At 29.1% G+C, this 21,875-nt stretch carries 12 protein-coding genes; 7 read left to right on the forward strand and 5 right to left on the reverse strand.

The window, feature by feature from the left end; all coding sequences use genetic code 11:
• Positions 1-14: 14 nt before the first annotated feature.
• The 4 genes from CDIF1296T_RS02745 to bclA1 all read left to right on the forward strand — a co-directional run bounded on the left by CDIF1296T_RS02745 (position 15) and on the right by bclA1 (position 5,381).
• The gene (locus tag CDIF1296T_RS02745; protein WP_009895394.1) at positions 15-1,313 is read left to right on the forward strand and encodes a M18 family aminopeptidase; all 1,299 of its coding nucleotides are present in this window, start codon (positions 15-17) and stop codon (positions 1,311-1,313) included.
• Positions 1,314-1,343: 30 nt separating this feature from the next.
• A complete protein-coding gene (locus CDIF1296T_RS02750) occupies positions 1,344-2,096 on the forward strand; it encodes a patatin-like phospholipase family protein (protein WP_003434193.1) in 753 nt (250 codons plus the stop codon).
• Between the two features lie 64 nt (positions 2,097-2,160).
• Positions 2,161-2,685: a peptidylprolyl isomerase gene (locus tag CDIF1296T_RS02755; RefSeq protein WP_003434191.1), complete on the forward strand. Its 525-nt coding sequence runs from the start codon at positions 2,161-2,163 to the stop codon at positions 2,683-2,685.
• Between the two features lie 677 nt (positions 2,686-3,362).
• The gene (gene bclA1 / locus CDIF1296T_RS02760) at positions 3,363-5,381 is read left to right on the forward strand and encodes a collagen-like exosporium glycoprotein BclA1 (RefSeq protein ID WP_074174473.1); all 2,019 of its coding nucleotides are present in this window, start codon (positions 3,363-3,365) and stop codon (positions 5,379-5,381) included.
• 234 nt (positions 5,382-5,615) lie between these two features.
• On the opposite strand, the gene CDIF1296T_RS02765 is transcribed toward bclA1, so the two are convergent.
• On the reverse strand, positions 5,616-7,214 hold the full coding sequence (locus tag CDIF1296T_RS02765) for a putative manganese-dependent inorganic diphosphatase (RefSeq protein WP_009901787.1): 1,599 nt from the start codon (positions 7,212-7,214) through the stop codon (positions 5,616-5,618).
• Between the two features lie 877 nt (positions 7,215-8,091).
• Between CDIF1296T_RS02765 and adhE the strand changes: the two genes are divergently transcribed.
• Positions 8,092-10,734, forward strand: a complete 2,643-nt coding sequence (gene adhE / locus CDIF1296T_RS02770; RefSeq protein WP_003434815.1) for a bifunctional acetaldehyde-CoA/alcohol dehydrogenase — start codon at positions 8,092-8,094, stop codon at positions 10,732-10,734.
• 359 nt (positions 10,735-11,093) lie between these two features.
• On the opposite strand, the gene CDIF1296T_RS02775 is transcribed toward adhE, so the two are convergent.
• The 3 genes from CDIF1296T_RS02775 to CDIF1296T_RS02785 are packed head-to-tail and all read right to left on the reverse strand — an operon-like array spanning position 11,094 to position 14,721.
• Positions 11,094-11,435 carry a hypothetical protein gene (locus CDIF1296T_RS02775; protein WP_009895403.1) on the reverse strand — a complete coding sequence of 114 codons (342 nt, stop codon included), beginning with the start codon at positions 11,433-11,435 and terminating at the stop codon, positions 11,094-11,096.
• Between the two features lie 26 nt (positions 11,436-11,461).
• Positions 11,462-12,133 (reverse strand): ABC transporter ATP-binding protein, encoded by a 672-nt coding sequence (locus CDIF1296T_RS02780; RefSeq protein WP_009895404.1) that lies wholly within the window; start codon positions 12,131-12,133, stop codon positions 11,462-11,464.
• Between the two features lie 11 nt (positions 12,134-12,144).
• Entirely contained in the window at positions 12,145-14,721 is a 2,577-nt protein-coding gene (locus CDIF1296T_RS02785; protein WP_009895406.1) for an ABC transporter permease, read from the reverse strand.
• 207 nt (positions 14,722-14,928) lie between these two features.
• On the opposite strand from CDIF1296T_RS02785, the gene CDIF1296T_RS02790 reads away from it, so the two are divergent.
• Positions 14,929-15,864, forward strand: coding sequence for a sensor histidine kinase (locus CDIF1296T_RS02790; RefSeq protein WP_003434825.1), 936 nt, complete (start codon positions 14,929-14,931; stop codon positions 15,862-15,864).
• Positions 15,865-15,882: 18 nt separating this feature from the next.
• Entirely contained in the window at positions 15,883-16,620 is a 738-nt protein-coding gene (locus CDIF1296T_RS02795) for a LytR/AlgR family response regulator transcription factor (RefSeq protein ID WP_003434827.1), read from the forward strand.
• 184 nt (positions 16,621-16,804) lie between these two features.
• Here the strand turns inward: CDIF1296T_RS02795 and CDIF1296T_RS02800 are convergent, their stop codons facing one another.
• Positions 16,805-21,862 (reverse strand): DUF4132 domain-containing protein, encoded by a 5,058-nt coding sequence (locus tag CDIF1296T_RS02800; RefSeq protein ID WP_009895410.1) that lies wholly within the window; start codon positions 21,860-21,862, stop codon positions 16,805-16,807.
• Positions 21,863-21,875: the final 13 nt, after the last annotated feature.

The following is a 21,875-nucleotide window of genomic DNA, read 5'->3' on the forward strand; positions in this document are numbered from 1 at the left end:
GAGGTAAATGAGGAATGGATAGTATAAACTTTGCTAAAAACTTAATAGACTTCATATATGATAGTCCGTCGTCTTTTCATGCAGTCGAGAGTACTAAGGAAATCTTAGATAAAAATGGATTTGAAGAATTAGTTTTGAATCAAAGATGGAATCTAAGAGTTGGTGGAAAGTATTATGTTACTAAGAATTTATCAGCTATAGTAGCTTTTGTAGTAAATTCAGAAGATATAGAAAGAGATGGATTTAGAATAATAGGCTCTCATTCAGATTCTCCTACATTTAGTATTAAACCAAATGCAGAAATAGAAGCTGAAAAATCTTATTTGAAGTTAAATACAGAATGCTATGGAGGAGCAATATTAAGTACATGGTTGGATAGACCTCTTGGGATAGCTGGTAGAGTAGTTTTAAAAGGTGATAGTATATTAAAACCAAATGAAAGGCTTATAGACTTTAAAAAGCCAATTTGTATAATACCAAATCTAGCAATACATTTAAATAGAAGTATAAATGATGGTCATTCATATAATAAGCAAAAAGATATGTTACCTTTAGTTGGGATGTTAAATGATACATTAGAAAAAGATAATTTTCTTATAAAGCAAATAGCATCTAACTTAGATGTAAATATGGACGATATTATAGATTTTGATTTATTTTTATATGAATTTGAAAAAGGAAGTTTAATAGGGGCTAATGATGAATTTATATCTATTGGGAGACAAGATAATCTTGCAATGGTACATGCTAGTTTGAATGCTCTTGTTAATACTAAAGGTCAACATGGTGTAAATGTAATGGCTGTATTTGACAATGAAGAAGTTGGTAGCTCTACTAAACAAGGTGCAGATTCAAACATGTTGTTAAATATATTGGAGAGAATTTGCATATCAATGGGTAAGGATAGAGAGGGATTCTTTGAGTCTATTTATTCATCTTTTATGATATCATCAGATTTAGCTCATGCTATTCATCCAAACATTCCAGAAAAGCATGACCCAACTAATAAACCAATAATGGGAAAAGGTCCGGTTATAAAGATAAATGTTAGTCAGGCATATACTAGTGATGGATATTCTATAGCTATTTATAAAAATATATGTAGAGAAGCTAATGTTGAGTATCAAGAATTTGTTAATAGGTCAGATGAAAGAGGAGGAAGTACTATAGGTCCAATATCTTCTACTCATATAGATATACCATCTGTGGATGTGGGAAGTCCAATTTTAGCAATGCATTCTATAAGAGAATTAGGAAATGTTGAGGACCACTATAGTATATATAAAACATTTAGTAAGTTTTTTGAAATATAAATATAAGATAAACAATTTGGAGATGAGACTATGAAATTAGGATTATGTTTAGAAGGTGGAGGAGCAAAAGGGGCTTATCAAGCAGGAGTAGTTAAAGCCTTGTATGATGGAGGAATAAATAAATTTTATTCGATTTCAGGGACATCAATAGGAGCAATAAATGGATATTATTTGTACACAGGGAATGTTGATAACTTGGAGAAAATGTGGACAAATATAAAAGATATCCAGAATGGAAATGTAAAAATAGTAAATAATACTGTGGATAATTCTCCTGCTATAGACAACCTAAGGGAACTAGATGATAGTAATATAGAAGAAATGAACTTTTATGTTAATTATGTTGAAGTTGATAATAAAGTAGTATCAGAAAAGATTGTTGACGTATCAAAAATGCCTCGTAATGAAGCCATTATCAGCATTTCATACAGTGGGTTGTTACCATCAAATCCAAACGCAACTCTTGGATTTAAAGAACAATTTGTGAAAGATGTGCAAGAAGGAATTTATGATGGTTTCAAATTAGATGGAGGTTTAATTAGGAGTGCATTAATTGAACCATTAATTGGGGATAATGTGGATAAAATTATTTTAATATCCACAAAATATAATTATGAGTTGCCAGAAGATATTAAAAAAGTATATGATGAAGATAAAATAATAGTAGTTAGACCTAATACTCAATTTGCTCCTAAAGACACGCTTAACTTTGATGATGAGTTTTGTAAAACTATTTATCAAGAAGGATATGAAATAGGAAAAAATATACTTGATAGACTTTAATTTAGAGTATAATATAATAAATGTAATTATGTAATTTAACTAATGAAAAGGAAGGTAATAAATTATGGAAAATAAAAATCCTATAGTAACTATAGAAATGGAAAATGGAAAAGAAATCAAAATTGAGTTATATCCAAATATAGCTCCAAATACAGTTAAAAACTTTGTATCATTAGTAAATGAAGGATATTACAATGGAATAATATTTCATAGGGTAATACCAGGATTTATGATACAAGGAGGATGCCCAAATGGTACAGGAATGGGTGGTCCAGGTCACTCAATAAAAGGTGAATTTAGTGGTAATGGATTTACTAACAATTTAAAACATGAAAGAGGAGTCATATCAATGGCTAGAACTATGGCACCTAATTCAGCTGGTTCTCAATTTTTCATAATGCATAAAAACTCACCACACTTAGATGGTCAGTATGCAGGTTTTGGTAGAGTGATAGAAGGTATGGATACAGTTGATGAAATAGCATCAGTTAGAACAGATTCAGCTGATAAGCCACAAACTCCACAAGTTATGAAATCTGTTACTGTAGAAACTTTTGGAATAGATTACTCAGATGTAGAAAAAAACTAAAATTTATATAAAAACTAGATTTAGTTATAAATAAAAATTAAAAATATATATTACTTAAAAATGAGGATAAAGTGAAATGTTATTATGTTTTTAGACAAATACATTTCACTTTTTAATTTATTTGTATTGTGGAAATCTATATATTGTATGATTTTAACTAAAAAATAAAGTTTTATTAAAAAAATTTTATTATGATTGTTTATATATTTATTTTTAAATAATAATGTATTAAATAAATATATAAAATATGTGGAAAACACTTATTTCAGTATTTTTTAAACTTATTTTATTTATTCTATTTAATAAAAATAAGGTTTTTTATAATTTTTACTTATAAAAAGATATTGTTATGGTAATATATTCTATTTACAATTTTATAACTTTGGTTTACAATAATATAGACAATAAATCCTAAAAAACATAATAAGAAAAAAGTGCTTAATATTTTAGAAAGACTGGTTTAGTTTACACCAGCTAAGCCAGTCAAGGAATAATTTAAAGTGTAATATATAATAATGAAAAAGAACATGCTATTAGAAATTTCTAATGACATGTTCTTTTTTTGTAGAAATCAGCATTATTATATAAAAATTTAATACTATAAATTTTAATTATATTGTAACTAAGCATGTATTTTAAACATAGTATGATATAGACCCAAAATGGAGGGATTATAAATGAGAAATATTATACTTTATTTAAATGATGATACTTTTATATCTAAAAAATATCCAGATAAAAACTTTAGTAATTTAGATTATTGCTTAATAGGAAGTAAATGTTCAAATAGTTTTGTAAAAGAAAAGTTGATTACTTTTTTTAAAGTGAGAATACCAGATATATTAAAAGACAAAAGTATATTAAAAGCAGAGTTATTTATTCATATTGATTCAAATAAGAATCATATTTTTAAAGAAAAAGTAGATATTGAAATTAAAAGAATAAGTGAATATTATAATTTACGAACTATAACATGGAATGATAGAGTGTCTATGGAAAATATTAGGGGATATTTACCAGTTGGGATAAGTGATACATCCAACTATATTTGTTTAAATATTACAGGAACTATAAAAGCATGGGCAATGAATAAATATCCTAATTATGGGTTAGCTTTATCTTTAAATTACCCTTATCAGATTCTTGAATTTACATCTAGTAGAGGTTGTAACAAACCGTATATACTTGTAACATTTGAAGATAGAATTATAGATAATTGTTATCCTAAATGTGAGTGTCTTCCAATTAGAATTACAGGTCCAATGGGACCAAGAGGAGCGACAGGAAGTACAGGACCAACGGGAGTAACAGGCCCAACCGGAAGTACAGGAGCGACAGGAAGCATAGGACCAACAGGCCCAACCGGAAATACAGGAGCAACAGGAAGTATAGGGCCAACGGGAGTAACAGGCCCAACCGGAAGTACAGGAGCGACAGGAAGTATAGGACCAACAGGAGTAACAGGTCCGACAGGAAATACGGGAGTGACAGGAAATACGGGAGTGACAGGAAATACGGGAGTGACAGGAAGTATAGGACCAACGGGAGCAACAGGCCCAACAGGAGTGACAGGAGAAATAGGACCAACGGGAGTAACAGGCCCAACAGGAGTGACAGGAGAAATAGGACCAACGGGAGCAACAGGAGCGACAGGAGTGACAGGAAGTATAGGACCAACAGGAGCAACAGGTCCAACAGGAGCGACAGGAGTGACAGGAGAAATAGGGCCAACAGGAGAAATAGGACCAACGGGAGCAACAGGCCCAACAGGAGTGACAGGAAGTATAGGACCAACGGGAGCAACAGGCCCAACAGGAGAAATAGGCCCAACAGGAGCAACAGGCTCAACAGGAGTGACAGGAAGTATAGGACCAACGGGAGCAACAGGCCCAACAGGAGCGACAGGAGAAATAGGACCAACGGGAGCAACAGGCCCAACAGGAGTGACAGGAGAAATAGGACCAACGGGAGCAACAGGCCCAACAGGAAATACAGGAGTAACAGGAGAAATAGGACCAACGGGAGCAACAGGCCCAACAGGAAATACAGGAGTAACAGGAGAAATAGGACCAACGGGAGCAACGGGTCCGACAGGAAATACAGGAGTGACAGGAGAAATAGGACTAACGGGAGCAACAGGCCCAACAGGAAATACAGGAGCGACAGGAAGTATAGGGCCAACGGGAGTAACAGGACCAACAGGAGCGACAGGAGTAACAGGCCCAACAGGTCCAACAGGAGCAACAGGCAATTCCTCTCAGCCAGTTGCTAACTTCCTCGTAAATGCACCATCTCCACAAACACTAAATAATGGAGATGCTATAACAGGTTGGCAAACAATAATAGGAAATAGTTCAAGTATAACAGTAGATGCAAATGGTACGTTTACAGTACAAGAAAATGGTGTGTATTATATATCAGTTTCAGTAGCATTACAACCAGGTTCATCAAGTATAAATCAATATTCTTTCGCTATCCTATTCCCAATTTTAGGAGGAAAAGATTTGGCAGGGCTTACTACTGAGCCAGGAGGCGGAGGAGTACTTTCTGGATATTTTGCTGGTTTTTTATTTGGTGGGACTACTTTTACAATAAATAATTTTTCATCTACAACAGTAGGGATACGAAATGGGCAATCAGCAGGAACTGCGGCTACTTTGACGATATTTAGAATAGCTGATACTGTTATGACTTAAAACGTGTCTAAAATAATCTTAAAAACTATTTAGGCTTTATTTAAATGACAAAAGTATTTTTATATATTGAGTTTTACCTATTTTAGAATGAATAAAATAACAATAATAATAAAATATATTCATAAAAATTTTAAATTTATGGATTTTTATTTAACTTTATTATCAATATATATATAATAAAAAACTGTCTCAAATATAGATTTGAGACAGTTTTCGTTATTTAAAAATTTTATATTATTTAAAATTTTTGATTGCAGTAGTTAAATTAGGGACTAATTGTTTTTTTCTTGATACAACACCTGGTGCAAATGTGCCTTGAACACCTTCAACACCAAATGCGTTAGCAATTAAGCTATCTTCTGCTTTATAGATTAAATAAGAACCTTCTTTGATTATATCTGTAACTGAAAGAATTAATTTATCATAATCAGTCGAATTTATATAAGATAAAAACTCATCTTTTTTAGCAAATATAGAGTCTATGTCTAAGGTAAATACTTGTCCAATACCAACTCTATGTCCACTCATATTAAATTCTTTAAAGTCCATATTTACTATTTCTTCTATAGTATATTCATCTAAAGAAGTACCGCATTTAAACATATCCATAGCGTATTTTTCCATGTCTACTTTTGCTATTTTACTTAATTCTTCACAAGCTTTCTTATCTATATCAGTTGTTGTTGGAGACTTAAATAATAATGTATCTGATAATATAGCAGATAAAAGAAGCCCGGCTATTTCATAAGGTATCTCAACATTATTTTCTTTGTACATTTGATAAATTATAGTACTATTGCATCCAACAGGCATAACTCTAAATGACATAGGAACATCAGTAGAAATACCACCAAGTTTATGATGGTCAATTATTTCAACTATGTTTGCTTGTTCAATTCCATCAGCACTTTGAGCATATTCGTTATGGTCAACTAAAACAACATTCTTTTTAGATGGGTTTAATAGATGACCTTTTGAAACTAAACCTAAAAACTTATTATCATCATCTAATATTGGATAAGATCTGAAGTTTGTTTCTAGCATAATCTCTTTTATTTCATCCATATAATCATCTTCTTTGAATGTAATTAAATTTTCTGTAGCTTCTATAGAGTCTAAGAAACTACATTGATTTATTACATTAGAAGTTTTATAATTGTCACTTTCAACAGAAACAACAGACACTCCATTTATCTTAGCAAGAGCTAGCAAATCTTTTGAAATCTCTGTATGATTAGTAAGTATTAAAAGTTTAACTTTTGTATCAATAGCATATTCAATACTATCATATCTATCTCCAACAATAGCTATGTCTCCTTCTTTTAAAGTCTCTATTAGAGTCTCCATTCCAAATGATAAAGTGACTACTCTACCTTTTATATCTTCACCACAGTCCACAAGAATAGTACCATTAAGGTTTTTACAAATGTTTGATAGTGATGTGTGTATAGTTGTAAAGTGTTGATGAAGTAGATTTTTAGCTATTTCTTTCATAGTAATGATACCAGCAAAAGTTCCATCATCATAAGTTACAGGTAGTGTTTTAACATTTTTTTCATCCATAAGGTTATAGGCCTCTAATATAGATGAAGTTGGTGTTAAAGGTACTACTTTATCATAATTTAAATCTCTAACTTGTATTCTAACATTATCTAAAATTTCAGGTGCATCTACCTTAAAGTAATCCAAGGCATATTTAGCTTCTTTTCTGATATCTCCTAAAGCATAAGCTGTTGCTTTTATTCCTAGTTTGTTCTTTAAATGTGCTAATGAAATTGCAGAACATATTGAATCTGTATCTGGATTTTTATGTCCGAAAACTAATAAACTCATTTTAATACTCCTTTCAAAACTTGAATATAATAATAATTGATAAAAATATTATATCAAAAGGTAGTGAGTATTTGTTGTAAAAAGAAAAAAATTTAGTGAAAAAATATTATATAAAATTTATTTCTTACATAAATACTACAAATTTAATATAAAAATTATTATTATATATACTTTTACCCAATCAAATATCGAATTAAATTTACTTTTATTCAAAATAAATTGATTAAATCTACCTGGGAAAAAATTAATTAATACGTCAATAAACTAAAAATTTATAAATATTTTATACTGTAAAAAATTTTGTATATATATTATCATTAAAAAATTAACGGTCTTAATATAAAAATTATTTATCTATATGAAAAGCATAATTATTACATATTGACTTAAAAATAACTTATAGAGATTAGAATAATTTTAGTTTATATATTTTTTAAAACTATACAGTTGTTATAAAAAGAAAAATTGCATACAAGTCAAAAATAAGTGTTATTTTATAAAAATACGACAAAAATTTTATTTACTACTTATACAAATAACATGCAAATAACATATAAAATTTAATAAGTAAAAAAAATGAAAGATATAAATTATCATTTTAGTATTTTATTTAGTCGAAGTAAATTATTCAAATGAAATATATCTCATTTAGATAAAAAATTTTAGTAAAAGTAAAAAAAATAATATATTTGTTAAAAAATAAATTGACAAAATATTCAGAAAAAAACTTCTTGACCTAAGAGAGTAAAATAAATAAAATCTAAGATATAGAGATGAAATCTATAAAATTATTTTAAGTATAAGTTAAAAATATAGATGATGCATTTAAGATTTATAAAAATTAGAGATGCATAATTATTTTAGGGAGGTTTTTAGTATGGAGAAAAAAGAAAAGGTAGTAGAAAAATCAAATGTTGAAGTATGTAGTCCTGAAATTGTCAACAGTGTTGAAACATTAAGAATGAGATTAGAAGAAATTAGATTGGCACAAAAAGAATTTGCAACATTTACGCAAGAACAGGTAGATAAGATTTTCTTAGCTGCTTCAACTGCAGCTAATCAACAAAGAATACCTCTAGCAAAAATGGCAGTGGAAGAGACTGGTATGGGTATTGTTGAAGATAAGGTTATAAAAAACCATTTTGCCTCAGAATATATCTATAATGCTTATAAAGATACTAAAACTTGTGGTGTCATAGAAAAAGATGAAGCATTTGGTTTTACAAGAATTGCTGAGCCAGTAGGTGTTTTATCAGCAGTTATACCAACAACTAATCCTACATCAACTGCAATATTCAAATCCCTAATAGCACTAAAAACTAGAAATGGTATAATTTTCTCTCCTCATCCAAGAGCTAAAAACTGTACTATAGAAGCAGCTAGAGTTGTACATGATGCAGCAGTTAAGGCAGGAGCACCAAAAGGACTTATAGGTTGGGTAGATGTTCCTTCGATTGAATTAACTAATGTTGTCATGGCAGAGGCAGACCTTATATTAGCTACTGGTGGACCTGGAATGGTTAAATCTGCATACTCTTCAGGTAAACCAGCTGTCGGAGTTGGGCCTGGAAATGTACCTGCAATAATAGATGAGAGTGCAGATATAAAAATGGCTGTAAGTTCAATCTTAGTATCAAAATCATTCGATAATGGTATGATATGTGCTTCCGAGCAAGCTGTAATAGTACCAGAAAAAATATATGAAGAAGTTAAAAAAGAATTTAAATATCGTGGAGCACATTTCCTAAATAAAGAAGAAACTGAAAAAGTAGGAAAAGTAGTAATAATTGATGGTTCATTAAATGCCAGAATAGTTGGACAACCAGCACATGTAATAGCCAAAATGGCGGATGTAGAAGTTCCAAAAACAGCTAGAATAATAATTGGTGAAGTAGAATCTGTTGAATTAAATGAACCTTTTGCACATGAAAAACTTTCTCCTGTACTTGCAATGTACAAGTCTAAAAGTTTTGAAGATGCAGTTGCTAAAGCAGAAAAATTAGTTGCAGATGGAGGCTATGGTCATACATCTTCATTATATGCAGACTCTATAAATCATCCAGAGAGAGTAGAAAAGTTTGTAAATGCTATGAAGACTTGTAGAGTATTAGTTAATACTCCATCATCACAAGGTGGTATAGGTGATTTATATAACTTTAAATTGGCACCGTCTCTTACTCTTGGTTGTGGTTCTTGGGGTGGAAACTCAGTATCTGAAAACGTTGGAGTAAAACATTTGCTTAATATCAAGACAGTAGCTGAAAGGAGAGAGAATATGCTTTGGTTCAGAGCACCAGAAAAGGTTTATTTCAAAAAAGGATGTTTAGGTGTAGCAGCAAGAGAATTTAAGGATGTTATGGATAAAAAGAAAGCATTTATAGTAACAGATTCTTTCCTATATAATAATGGATATACTAAGAAATTAACTGATTTATTAGATGAGATGGGAATTAAGCATACTACATTCTTTGATGTAGCTCCAGACCCAACATTAGCTTGTGCAAGAGAAGGAGCTAAAGCTATGGCTGATTTCCAACCAGATTTAATAATAGCTGTAGGTGGAGGAAGTGCAATGGATGCTGGTAAGATAATGTGGGTAATGTATGAGCATCCAGAAGTAGATTTCCAAGACTTAGCTATGAGATTTATGGATATAAGAAAAAGAGTATATGTATTCCCTAAGATGGGTGAAAAAGCGTATTTTGCTGCTATCCCAACTTCAGCAGGAACTGGTTCAGAAGTAACTCCATTTGCAGTTATAACTGACCAAGATTCAGGTGTAAAATACCCATTAGCAGATTATGAATTAATGCCAAACATGGCTATAATTGATGCTGATATGATGATGGAGATGCCACCAAGATTAACAGCAGCATCAGGTGTTGATGCTTTAACACATGCATTAGAAGCATATGTATCTATGTTAAGAACTGAACCAGCTGACGGTCTAGCACTACAAGCAGGTAAAATAATATTTGAATATTTACCTCGTGCATATAAAAATGGAAAGAATGATAAAGAAGCAAGAGAAAAAATGGCAATGGCATCTACTATGGCAGGAATGTCTTTTGCAAATGCCTTCTTAGGAATATGTCACTCTTTAGCACATAAATTAGGTGCATTCCACCATGTTCAACACGGTGTTGCAAATGCATTATTAATAAATGAAGTAATCAAGTTCAATTGTGCAGAAGCTCCAAATAAAATGGGTGCATTCTCACAATACAGATATCCTGATTGCATACAAAGATATGCTGAATTTGCTTCTTTTGCAGGTATTAAAGGAAGTACAGACCAAGAAAAAGTAGATAATCTTATAAAAGCAATAGATGAACTAAAGGCAAAAGTAGGTCTTCCTAAGACTATAAAAGAGGCTGGAGTAGAAGAATCTAAATTCTTAGAAAGATTGGATGCTATGGTTGAACAAGCTTTTGATGACCAATGTACAGGTGCTAATCCTAGATACCCATTGATGAGTGAATTAAAAGAGATATATCTAAAAGTTTATTATGGTAAATAATATCTATTGTGCAACATAGGTTCTATTGGGTTTGTATATAAATTATTAGATTTGAATATAAATAGAGTTTTATTAGAGATATGTATAAATAGTTATAAATAATAGATTATAACTTAAATTCTGAATGGAAATGATAAAAGGTCAGTAATTTAAAGATAATTTTGAATATGTGTATTTAATCAATTAACTTTAAAATTAGTCGGAAAATTTTTTTATTACATATAATTTTAAAGCATAATATATAAAAAACTTTATGAAAAAATTATAAAAATATTCAGAAAATTCTATTGACTAATTTATTTATCATGATATAATAAGTTTAGAAAAGAAAAAAATTGGGGCCTATTAAGGCCCCCTTACTATTTTTTGATAGATTTATTTAAAATTACTTTCTCATTTTGATTTTTTATATTTACTATAGAGTCAGTATAATCCACTTCAAAGTTGGCAAAAGCAGAGAATAAATCTATATCTCTTAACAAATGAATTGTCATACATTGATTGTTCTTATTTAGCCTTAGAATCAATGCTCTTACAAATGGAAATTGTATTCTAGAATTAAATAAGTTAGAACCATCAGTATCTATATCTAAGCTACGATAATTAATATCTATAAATATATCTACATCATCATTTTCTTCTCTTATTATTCTGTAGTCAAAATCCAAGTTTAAATTTAAATTACCTAAAATCAATAACATTTAAATCCTCTTTTCTATAAATAGTTTTAGAGTGTTAATTTAAGCTCTCCATCTATTATAGATATAATTCTATCTGCTTTTCTAGCAATATTTTCATTATGTGTTATTATTATAAGGGTTTGGTTATATTTTTTTATAGAACTTTTTAGTAAATCCATGACTTCTTCTGTAGTTTTACTGTCTAAATTTCCTGTTGGTTCATCTGCTAGGATTATACTTGGTTTTGCAGATAAAGCACGTGCAATAGCAACTCTTTGCTGTTGACCACCAGATAATTGGTTGGGAAGATGATTTTTCCTTTCCTTAAGCCCCAATAAATTTATAAGGTCTTCAATATATTCTTTATCTATTTTTTTATTGTCTAACTTTAGTGGTAATTCTATATTTTCCTTTACATTTAATACAGGAATTAAGTTATACTGTTGAAAGACAAATCCTACTTTTTGTCTTCTATATCTTGCTAGTTCTTTATCTGAAAGGCAACATATATCTTTACCAGCAACTTTTATAGTACCATTACTTGGTCTCTCAAGACCACCTACTAAATGTAGAAATGTACTTTTCCCACTTCCACTTGGCCCAATTATTGCAACAAATTCACCTTTATTTATTTTTAAATTTGCATTCTTTAGTGCATGTACAGATGTTTCCTTTTTTCCATAAATCTTACCTAAGTTAATAGTTTCCAATATAGGCATAATTATTCCTCCTATTCTGTAATGTTTATAGCTTCAACTATACTAATTTTATTTATCTTTCTTGATGGAATATATGTAGCTAGAATACCTACAATTATATTTGCTACAACAACTAGTATATATATTTTGTAATCTATTGAAAATCCCAATCCATATGATACAAAGCCCTGCATATAATACATTTTAAATTGTATTATAAGTCCTGACACGATAGTAATTATACTTGAGAGTACACCATATAATATTCCTTCATAAAGTATCATATTTTTAAATCCTCTCTCAGAGATACCAATAGCTCTTAACATTCCAAATTCACTAGTTCTTGAAGTTAAGTTATAACTTATGTTGTTTATTATGTTAAGTACACTGATTATGAACATTATTGCTACTATGCCATAACTATAAATCATAGTTCTAGATGTCATCTTATCAGAATTTTCTTTTTCCACCATCATATCTACTGTTGTAGTTCCAGGAACTTCACTTCCAATTTTACCTAAAAGGTTATTTATTTTTTTCTTGTTTGCATTTTCATTAAGGTCTGCATAAACTAAGTTATACTTATCTACACCAGTTAATTTTTTTAGGTATTCGCTACTCGTTATTACATCTACACTATCATCTCCAGAGTACATACCATTATCTGCAAAAGGATAACTTATAATAGCTCCAACTTTAAATTCATATTCTAAGTATTCATAATTATCTTTTAGACTTTCATAAAGCCCTGTATCCATCCCACCATTTGGATATTTGACTTTTATAGTATCACCTACTTTTATATCTACAGCTGGTGTCCCTTCACCAGGAGTAAAAGTCTTTGTGTATTTCTGTGTTTTAGAAATTTCTGGTACATATACAATAGCTAAATTTTCTTTTTTCATTTTTTTCAAGTTTATATTTCCACTTACTAAGTATTTTTCTAATGACTTTATCATCTCATCATTATAACCTTTTAGCTTTTGCTTTAGTGTATATTTGCCAGTAGTCTTATTTTTTATGAACAGAGGATTTAGCTTATAATAAGGAGTTGAATTTATAGCTTCGTAGTAATCTAATCTATTTATTTTATTTACCTCTATTCTTGTGTTTAAGATACTAGCAGTTTTGACTTTGTCAATTCCATCTATATTTTTTATTTTATCTATCTGACTATCACTAAACCCTTTTATATCTTTAAAAGAAGTATTGTTACCAGTTTCATTGAGATAAACATTTGATAGAATAAAATCTGCATTCATATATGTTTGTTCTTGTACGGATTTGTTTTGCACATCTAAAAAAGAATATTTATAATTGTCTTTTATGACGATTATACCTCCTATACTCATAGATAATACAATTATCATGAACCCCTTTTTATTTCTAAAGATATTTTTCGCAGATATAGATTTTGTTACTGACATATTTAAAGTTAATTTTGATATTAAATAATTAACTTTGGTTACATTTTTATCAGATCCAAAAGTTTTTCTGATAGCATCAATAGGAGAAATTCTTCTTATTTTTAAGTATGTAAAGAAACTTATAATTAGCATTATTAGTATTGTACATGCAATTGATAAGAGAATTATTTTATCTGGAATAACAAAAGGTGTAACATTTATATTTCCTTCAAATTGAATATTTCCTACAGACCTATTAAATATTTGTGCACCTCCCATACCTATACATATACCTATAGGCATTGCTATTAGAGCAAGTATGAAAAGTTCATAAAGCATAAGTTTGAAAATCCTAAAGTTGGTGGAACCAATAGCTCTTAAGATGCCATATTCCTGTACTCTTTGGTATATTGATATAACATAGATACTATATATTACAATACCAGCAAATAGACTCATAGCAATTGCAATGTATTTACTTGAATTATCTAAAGTACCGTTTTTCATAGTAGATTCTATAAGCATTGAGTTTCTTCCTATACTTTTCTCATCTAACATAGCATTTTTTATTATATTGTCTATGTTTGTATTTATATCACTGCCTTCATTAAATTCAATATAAGTTGTAAAATTATTCAGTTCTGATTCATTGAGATTAGAAAAAATTTCACATTGTCCCCTTTTTTTCTCTATAAATCTATCTTCAAGGATTCCAACAACTTTAAAAGTTTCTGGATTTTCTTTTTGATATAATTTAAAAGTAAGGTTTTGATTTATCTCTGGTTTTAAGCCCATACTATTTAAAATCCATTTCTCGACTACCACCTCATTGCTAGCTTTTGGAAATCGACCTTTTATAAGTTTAGAATGACTAGTCAAATAATTTTTATTTGCATATAGTATGTTTATAGGTAATTTTTCATTAACATCTGTAGATGCATAGTAAGATGTTATACCCAGATTTTTAATATCTTTGCTAGATTTTATGGACTTTAATTGATTTTTCTTTATATTTTTAAAGTATACATGGTCAGTTCCAAGCTCTCTTTTCAATCTATCTACATCTGCTTGCTGAGCACTTCTTGAGAGGGTACCAATACCAACAACGAGTGATGTAGCAAGAATTATACTCACAACAATTGCTAAAGACCTAGCTTTATAACTTTTTATATACCTTAGTACTATTTTCAAATTATCTTTCATATTTACCACTTCCTTTCTTAACTAAATCAATTATATATTTATCTAAAATATATAGCAAAGTAAGTATTTTCAAGTTTTAAGTAGTTAATTGTACAAATTCATCTGTATTTTTACAAGTTTAATTAATATATATGTAAATTTTAACTTTTTACATAATTTTTTTAAAATGATATAATCCCTATATAAATTGTAGAGGGGAGGGGAATCATGGATAACAATTTTGTATTTCCTATAGTAATACTAACTTTGTTTATATTTAGCAATCTTATAATGAATAAGTATAAATTTTACAAAGAATTAGACATATTAAAAAGAGGCATATTAACATTTTTTATATCGTGTTTTGCATTGATTTTATTTATGGAGGGCACTAAATATATACAATTAAGGTTAGGATATAGTTTTTTACTTGAAGGAGTATTAAATATTATACTTTTTTTGGTTTTAATTATTTTAAGTTTTTATACAGGCTTTAAAGTTATAAGATTGATAAATAATAATAATGAACAGGAATATAAATTACAAAAACTAGATAGTAAAATAAATCATAAGGATAATATAATTATCAAATTAAGAAGTCAAAAACATGACTATTTGAAACATTTGCAAGTAGTGTATTCTCTATTAAATACTGGGCTAGATGAAGATGCCAAAGAATATATAATGAATATATCAAATAGCTTTAAATCAAAAAATTCAAGGTATGGAAAAGTATCTTATTTAGATGCTATAGCTTCATTAAAATACGAGGAATGTCTTGAAAAGGATATATCTTTTGATGTCTACATTCAAGATTTTATGGATAATTTAGAGATTGAACCTAATGATATGAGTTCAGTACTATTAAACATAATAGATAATGCAATAGAGTCTTTGTCTACTATAAAAAAAGAAAAGAAGTATATAAGATTACATGCATATGAAGATGAATTTCAGTATATTATAGCTATAAAAAATAATGGTCCTAAAATACATAATGTTGAAAGTATATTTTGGAATGGATTTAGTACTAAAGAAGGACAAGATAGGGGATATGGGCTACATTTAGTTAAAAATATATTAGATAAGTATGATTATAGTATACTTGTAAATAGTGATGATTTTTTAACTGAATTTGTAATCTTAATCCCAAAATATTATTAGTTAGGAGGAGAAAAGTCTATGATAAAAGTTTTGATTTGTGATGATGATAAGATTGTAAGAGATGATATAGCAAATATAGCTAAAGAGTCTGGATATGTAGATTATGTTAAAAAAGTTAAGGATGGTATAGAGGCAATTGAATTTATAAAAAATGAGAAAATAGATTTATTGATTATTGACATTGATATGCCATATAAAAATGGGATTGATTCTGCTGAAGAAATTCTTTCTATAGATAAGGATATACATATAGTATTTGTGACGGGTTTCGCTGATTATAGTCTTGAAAGCTTTAAAGTGCATCCTATAGATTTTGTAGTTAAACCATTTAAAAAAGAAAAAATACTTGATTCAATTAACATAGCAATAGACCATATTAACTCCCATAAGATTGCTAATAATAATTTTATAGAAGACACCCTTTTTGTATATAAAATAAGGAAGCAGATACATATGATTAATTTTGATGATATAGTTATGTTTGAGAAAAATTCAAGAGCAATTAATCTACACACTAAAGATGAAGATATAATAAAGTTTTATGAGAACTTTGATGATTTAAAAAAACGCCTACCTCCTAATTTCTTTATGACCCATAGACAATACATAGTAAATCTAAGATTTATACATAAGGTTATACCTATAAATAAATCTTCATTAGAGATAAGGTTTATAAATTTTCAAGAAAATGCCATATTAAACAAATCTCTAGAAAAAGATTTTTTATATAGATTTTATAGGGTTAAAAGATTCTAGTGAAGATAGAAGAAAAATACTTTTTGTGTGATATAATAAGTACCGTAAAGATAATGTATAAGAGAAGTTTATATAAAAATTATTTGTAATTATGATTTAATCTATATAAATTACAGTATAGTATATATTGGACTTTCTAATTTTTTTAAGAAAGTCCAATATATTTTAGAGATAGTTTTTATACTTATAAATTACTTAAGATACTAGGGTCTTTAATCTTACTATCTTCAGCAAGTAATAGTATCTTAGACATAATCTCAGCAGTTTTAGGGTCTTCATCAGCGAATGGAAGGAATATCTTACCTCTACTTTGAGAATGTATAGGAAGTATATTCAAAGCACCCATCCCTTTTTTATGTACAATACCAGAACCCATATGCACAGAATACTCACCTAAATTACCTGCTATAAGAGCATGAGAGCCTTCAAAATTGACATTGTTAATTTTTAATAATAATAAAAGTTCTTTAGCAATTGCTATACGCATCTCTACAGTAGAATGGCTAGTTTCAGGGTCAACACCACCAGCATGAGCGACACTTACAACAAGGTCTATATCACGCATAACTTCTGAGAATAGAATTGGAGGTATAGAAGCTAATTCTAAACTTTTATAAGTTTTTCTATCAAAAAATTCTACTGTTTCAATAGTAGGAGGCTCTATATCTGCTGGTGAAAACCAATCTGCAAGTGCAAACATCTTTGCCACTATATTTTCTTTATAAAATACTTTCTGTAATCCCTCTTCATAATCGACAGTCCAAAGCTGATTTCTAAGAAGTGCTACAGTTTTCTTTGGCTGAATTTGGTGACCAGCATATCTGCGAGATATAGTTTTTTCAGATAATTCATCACTGTTTATTCTATAATACTCACGGAATACTTGCTTAAATGGTTGAACAATTTGCTTACTAAATAAATCATGTTGGAACTCACTCCACTTACCAGATTCAAACAAATGAACTGGATGTGCAAGTTTTAATTTATTTTTTGCCGTCAACTTATAAGTTTCACCTTCTATATTGCAAATAAAGAACTTAGACTTATCATTATAAACATATCCAATATTATCATCACATACCCATACTAGATTTTTAATCAAAGGGCAGATAACTGGATTTTTATAGATATTGGCAATTTCTTTAACTGTAAATACTATTTCATTTTTCATAGCTTGTTCTAAACTCTGTTTTGCACGAGAATACTGACTCTTTAAATCTTTTTGGACAGATTTAAGTTCAAGTACATATGGATGTTTAGCAATAGCTTTTGGTATACTCTTTAAAGACTTGTTGCCTTTTTGAACTTTAGTAGATGCTTTTCCGTTTTCATCAACATCTATCCAAATTGAAGTACCATCAATATCTTTTGGTTTAAATAGATGAGCAACTTCATTTAGTTTTTCAGTCTCAAGAGCCCACATCATACGATTTACATCTCCAAATCCAGCACTTCTAGCTAGATTTTCTAGCGCTATAGTACAAGCTTTTGATTCACTTTCACGACGTTGTGCACCAAATTGCTTGCTTTCTTTAGCAAACTTTTGAATAAATTCATAACGGAAAGTTGCTTCTTTTAGGTCTCCTTTTTTCATAGGAAGTAAAGAGAAACTTCTCAATTTATCTTGATTTCTATTTGTTTCAATTTCTTTCATCAACATGTCTTTATCAAGCTTACCAAGTGTAGCATCAGCATAGAGTTGTGCACGTCTATGAGAGTTACCACCACTAGTTATATATTTAGCTGACTTGTAAAGTATATTGAATCTTTCTTCCCCAATAGTTTTATATGAATCTAAAAACCAATCTACATCAAATGCACCATCAATGAAACTACGTGGTGAAATAGGGGAGAATAGAGCAACCTCTGATTCTTTTTGTGCAGAGAAGCCTTCATTTATATGTGCATGGAAGTACCAAATTGTACTTTTCAGACCCTTCCAGTTTAAATATTTTTCAATTATGTTTACCCATTGAGGGGCATACATAGCAGATTCTATCAATCTTAACTCAGTAATGTCGGTATTTTTAAGTAAACTTTTTAATTTTTTTGAATCATCTTCTTTAGTAGGATAGCAATTTTTAAGTAGAGAACTTAAAACATCTTTTTTTGAATAATTGCTACCATATGAATATCCTCTCTGGAAAGTTTCTTTACCAAGAGCGACCAAAATATTTACAAAATAATTTATACCTTCAAAGTATTGTATATTATTAGCTAGATGAGACACTTCTGTTGGCATATCACCTCTACGTGATTCAATTTCTATAATTCGGTTTGTAACAGTTTTTAAATTATCTTTAAGCCAAGGGTACTTTTCTAATGTGTCGCCAGCCCATCTAGGATTTGTCAATGTTCTTATTATATTTGATGCGTTGTATCCACTTATCATTTCTCTATTAACTTGCTCTTCAGTCATTAATCCTAATTCATGTGCACGAGCAAACACATTTATGCTAGTATAGAAAGGAAACTTATATTCTAGCAACTGATAATTTGAAAACGTAGTGTAGAAAAACTTAGTAAAAGAAATATCATCATAAATAAACGAATGTGCTTTATCAAGCCAGTAGTTTAAAATAGGGGCATTTAAAGCAGGGCAGTATTCATTTTGTCTGTAATAGTTTTTAGTAAATTCAACTCTTTGTTTTTTACATTGTTCTATAGTCAATAAGTTTCTAAGTTTATAGTATATTTCTAAACAATAGTTAAATATTTCTTTATGGTCAAACTCATTTAGTAAAACTCTTAAAAGTTTTCTTGTAAGTCCATTAAATTTAAGTTTTTCAAGTTTTGTATATATTTTATTTTGTTTTTTAGAGTCAAGGACATTTGAATATATAGATGAAAACCAACTTTTTTCTGTTTCATTATATCCACATGTACTTATACTATAAAATAAGATATCAAGTATTAATTTGTAATCTAAGTCAAGTTTTTTACTAGTTTCTCTCCAAAGTTCTGCTAATGGATAATTATCAAGAGTATCATTAGAAACTTTATATTTAATAGGAGTCAAGTTATAAGTAGAATAACCTAAAAGTACTTTGTCTACATTACCTGACCATCTTTCAACTTCATATTCATAATCTGCATTTTCAGTAATAAGCTCATCAAATTTTTCATAAACTTTTATTATTTTATTTATATCCGTATCGAGAATTTTTTTTGCTTCTTTTTTTGTTGCTACAGAAACAGAATCCTCACGAGTAGATAAACTTATATTTGAAATAATTTTATTAAGCTTTGATGAGCTATTAGAATCATCTTTAAAATCAAATTGTTCTGGAATTTGAACTTTGTTTTCATGGTTATATATTCCAAAACCATTTTCTTTGCAGTAATCATTTTTTGCTTTACCTAACAAATTATCAATTAGTATTTGAACTTGAGATGTATTCTTTTTAGATTTATCAATATCTTCTATAAGTAAAACAAGCTTATTATATAGTTCTTGTCTAGCAGTATTGTCTTTTAATAAGTTTACAATTTCAAGACCTCCAAGGCATTTTTGAGAATTTGAAGATTTTATCAGTGAAGAAGCAATATTTTCCAAGTTTGAATCATCTTGTTCAAGTAAAATTTTTATTACTGTTTGTCTAATAGAGCTTGTCTTTAAAGACAATAGATTGGTTATCTTATCTAATTCTACATCTGTTAGCTCAAGCTTTCTAAGTAGACTCAATACCGTTTCTCTATTGGAAACACTCTTATCACTTAAACATTCCAATAAAAATTCACGTTGTCTATCTGTCTTTGGTTCATTTACAAAATTGACTATAAGTGAAGCTCTTAAATCTGAACTCATAAGATGACAATTTTCCATAAGCACATCTATAAATTGAGCATTCATATCGTATGCTGTTAAAGTCATCATACATTTAAGTATTTCATGAGAAGAAATTTCAATCCAAGTCCATGGAAATACACTTCCTGAAAATGATTTTGTCTTTGAATTTAAAATTTCTAAAGTATGTTTTAAACTTTCAAATTGTTCTTTTCTAGCATCAAAGTCTTTGTCAATAGGAGTGTTTGACAAGTCAAAATTAGTTTCTCTGTTTTGCCAACTATAGTAGTAGCCAACAGAACCTTCTACATAGAAATTTGTAATTACCCATGCTAGTATCTCTAAATCATCACCCTTAATGTTTTTAGATGCTATAGAATGTTTAAAATATGTACTTTCTGTATGCGATAAAAAGTAAAGAGCTACAAGTTTTTTATATTTTTCCTGACAAGAAAGTAAGTTTTCAATAAGAGAGTAAGAGTCATATATGTTGTAAGTTGCAGTAGCCCACAAGGCAAAATAAATTTCAAGATTATCATTGCTATTAATTGATTCTATACGGAACTTTTCATCAGTCAATGATTTATATGAAAGTTCTAAACATTTACGTATTATTCCAGGTTTTTGGTCTGAAAAACCAAGTCCTGTCCATGTATCCAAGGCTCTTATAACAGAACTAAATCGCTCTAAATTGTTGTCCAAAATAGTTTTTAACATGTATATTGATGCAGAAATTGTACCCTCATCTAAACTCTCTACAATTTGCTGTCTAAGTCCTTCTTGTTGTTTGGCTGCCAAAAGGAGTTTAGAAAGCATTTCATAGCATTTATCACTATGACTCTTCATGATACCAATTATCATTTGTCTTGTAAGTAGAGCAGTTTGATTTTCTCCAAATATTACTTCTTCTAAAGCACTTATTACTTTTTGATTTCCTTTGTCTATTTCTAGTGCTATTTTATCACTCATTATAGAGTCATAGTACAAGACCTTATTTGGAAGAGTAAGATAATCTATAACTGAAAAATCATAATAAATTAAATCAACATAGTTTGAAATAAACCTTATAATACCTCTAAAATAATCCACAAGTTTATTTGAGCGATAACCTTTACGATAATATCCTCCTGAATATGTATAATCCATCTTTCTTTTAATTAATTGGCAAAGTTCTTCTACTTGTTCAGAAGTAAATATTAATTCTAATGCATTTTTTAAAGGTCCAGAAAGGAGCTCGTCCATATTTTTAATTTCGTAGTAGTGGCAATTGTAGTATTTCTTTATCATATTTAAGAATTTGTCTTCAGGTTCTCTATAATAGTATGAACTATTTTCTATGCAATCCCAAAGAGACTTTGCTAAGTCGTAGTACTGTTTTGAAGAAGATTTAGTAAAATTATTTTTAAAATTTTCAATTATTTTAGGATTTTTTTCTACTCTAGTACGTTCTAACATTTATGTACCTCCA

It is taken from the genome of Clostridioides difficile ATCC 9689 = DSM 1296, from assembly GCF_001077535.1.
GTDB classification, from domain to species: domain Bacteria; phylum Bacillota; class Clostridia; order Peptostreptococcales; family Peptostreptococcaceae; genus Clostridioides; species Clostridioides difficile.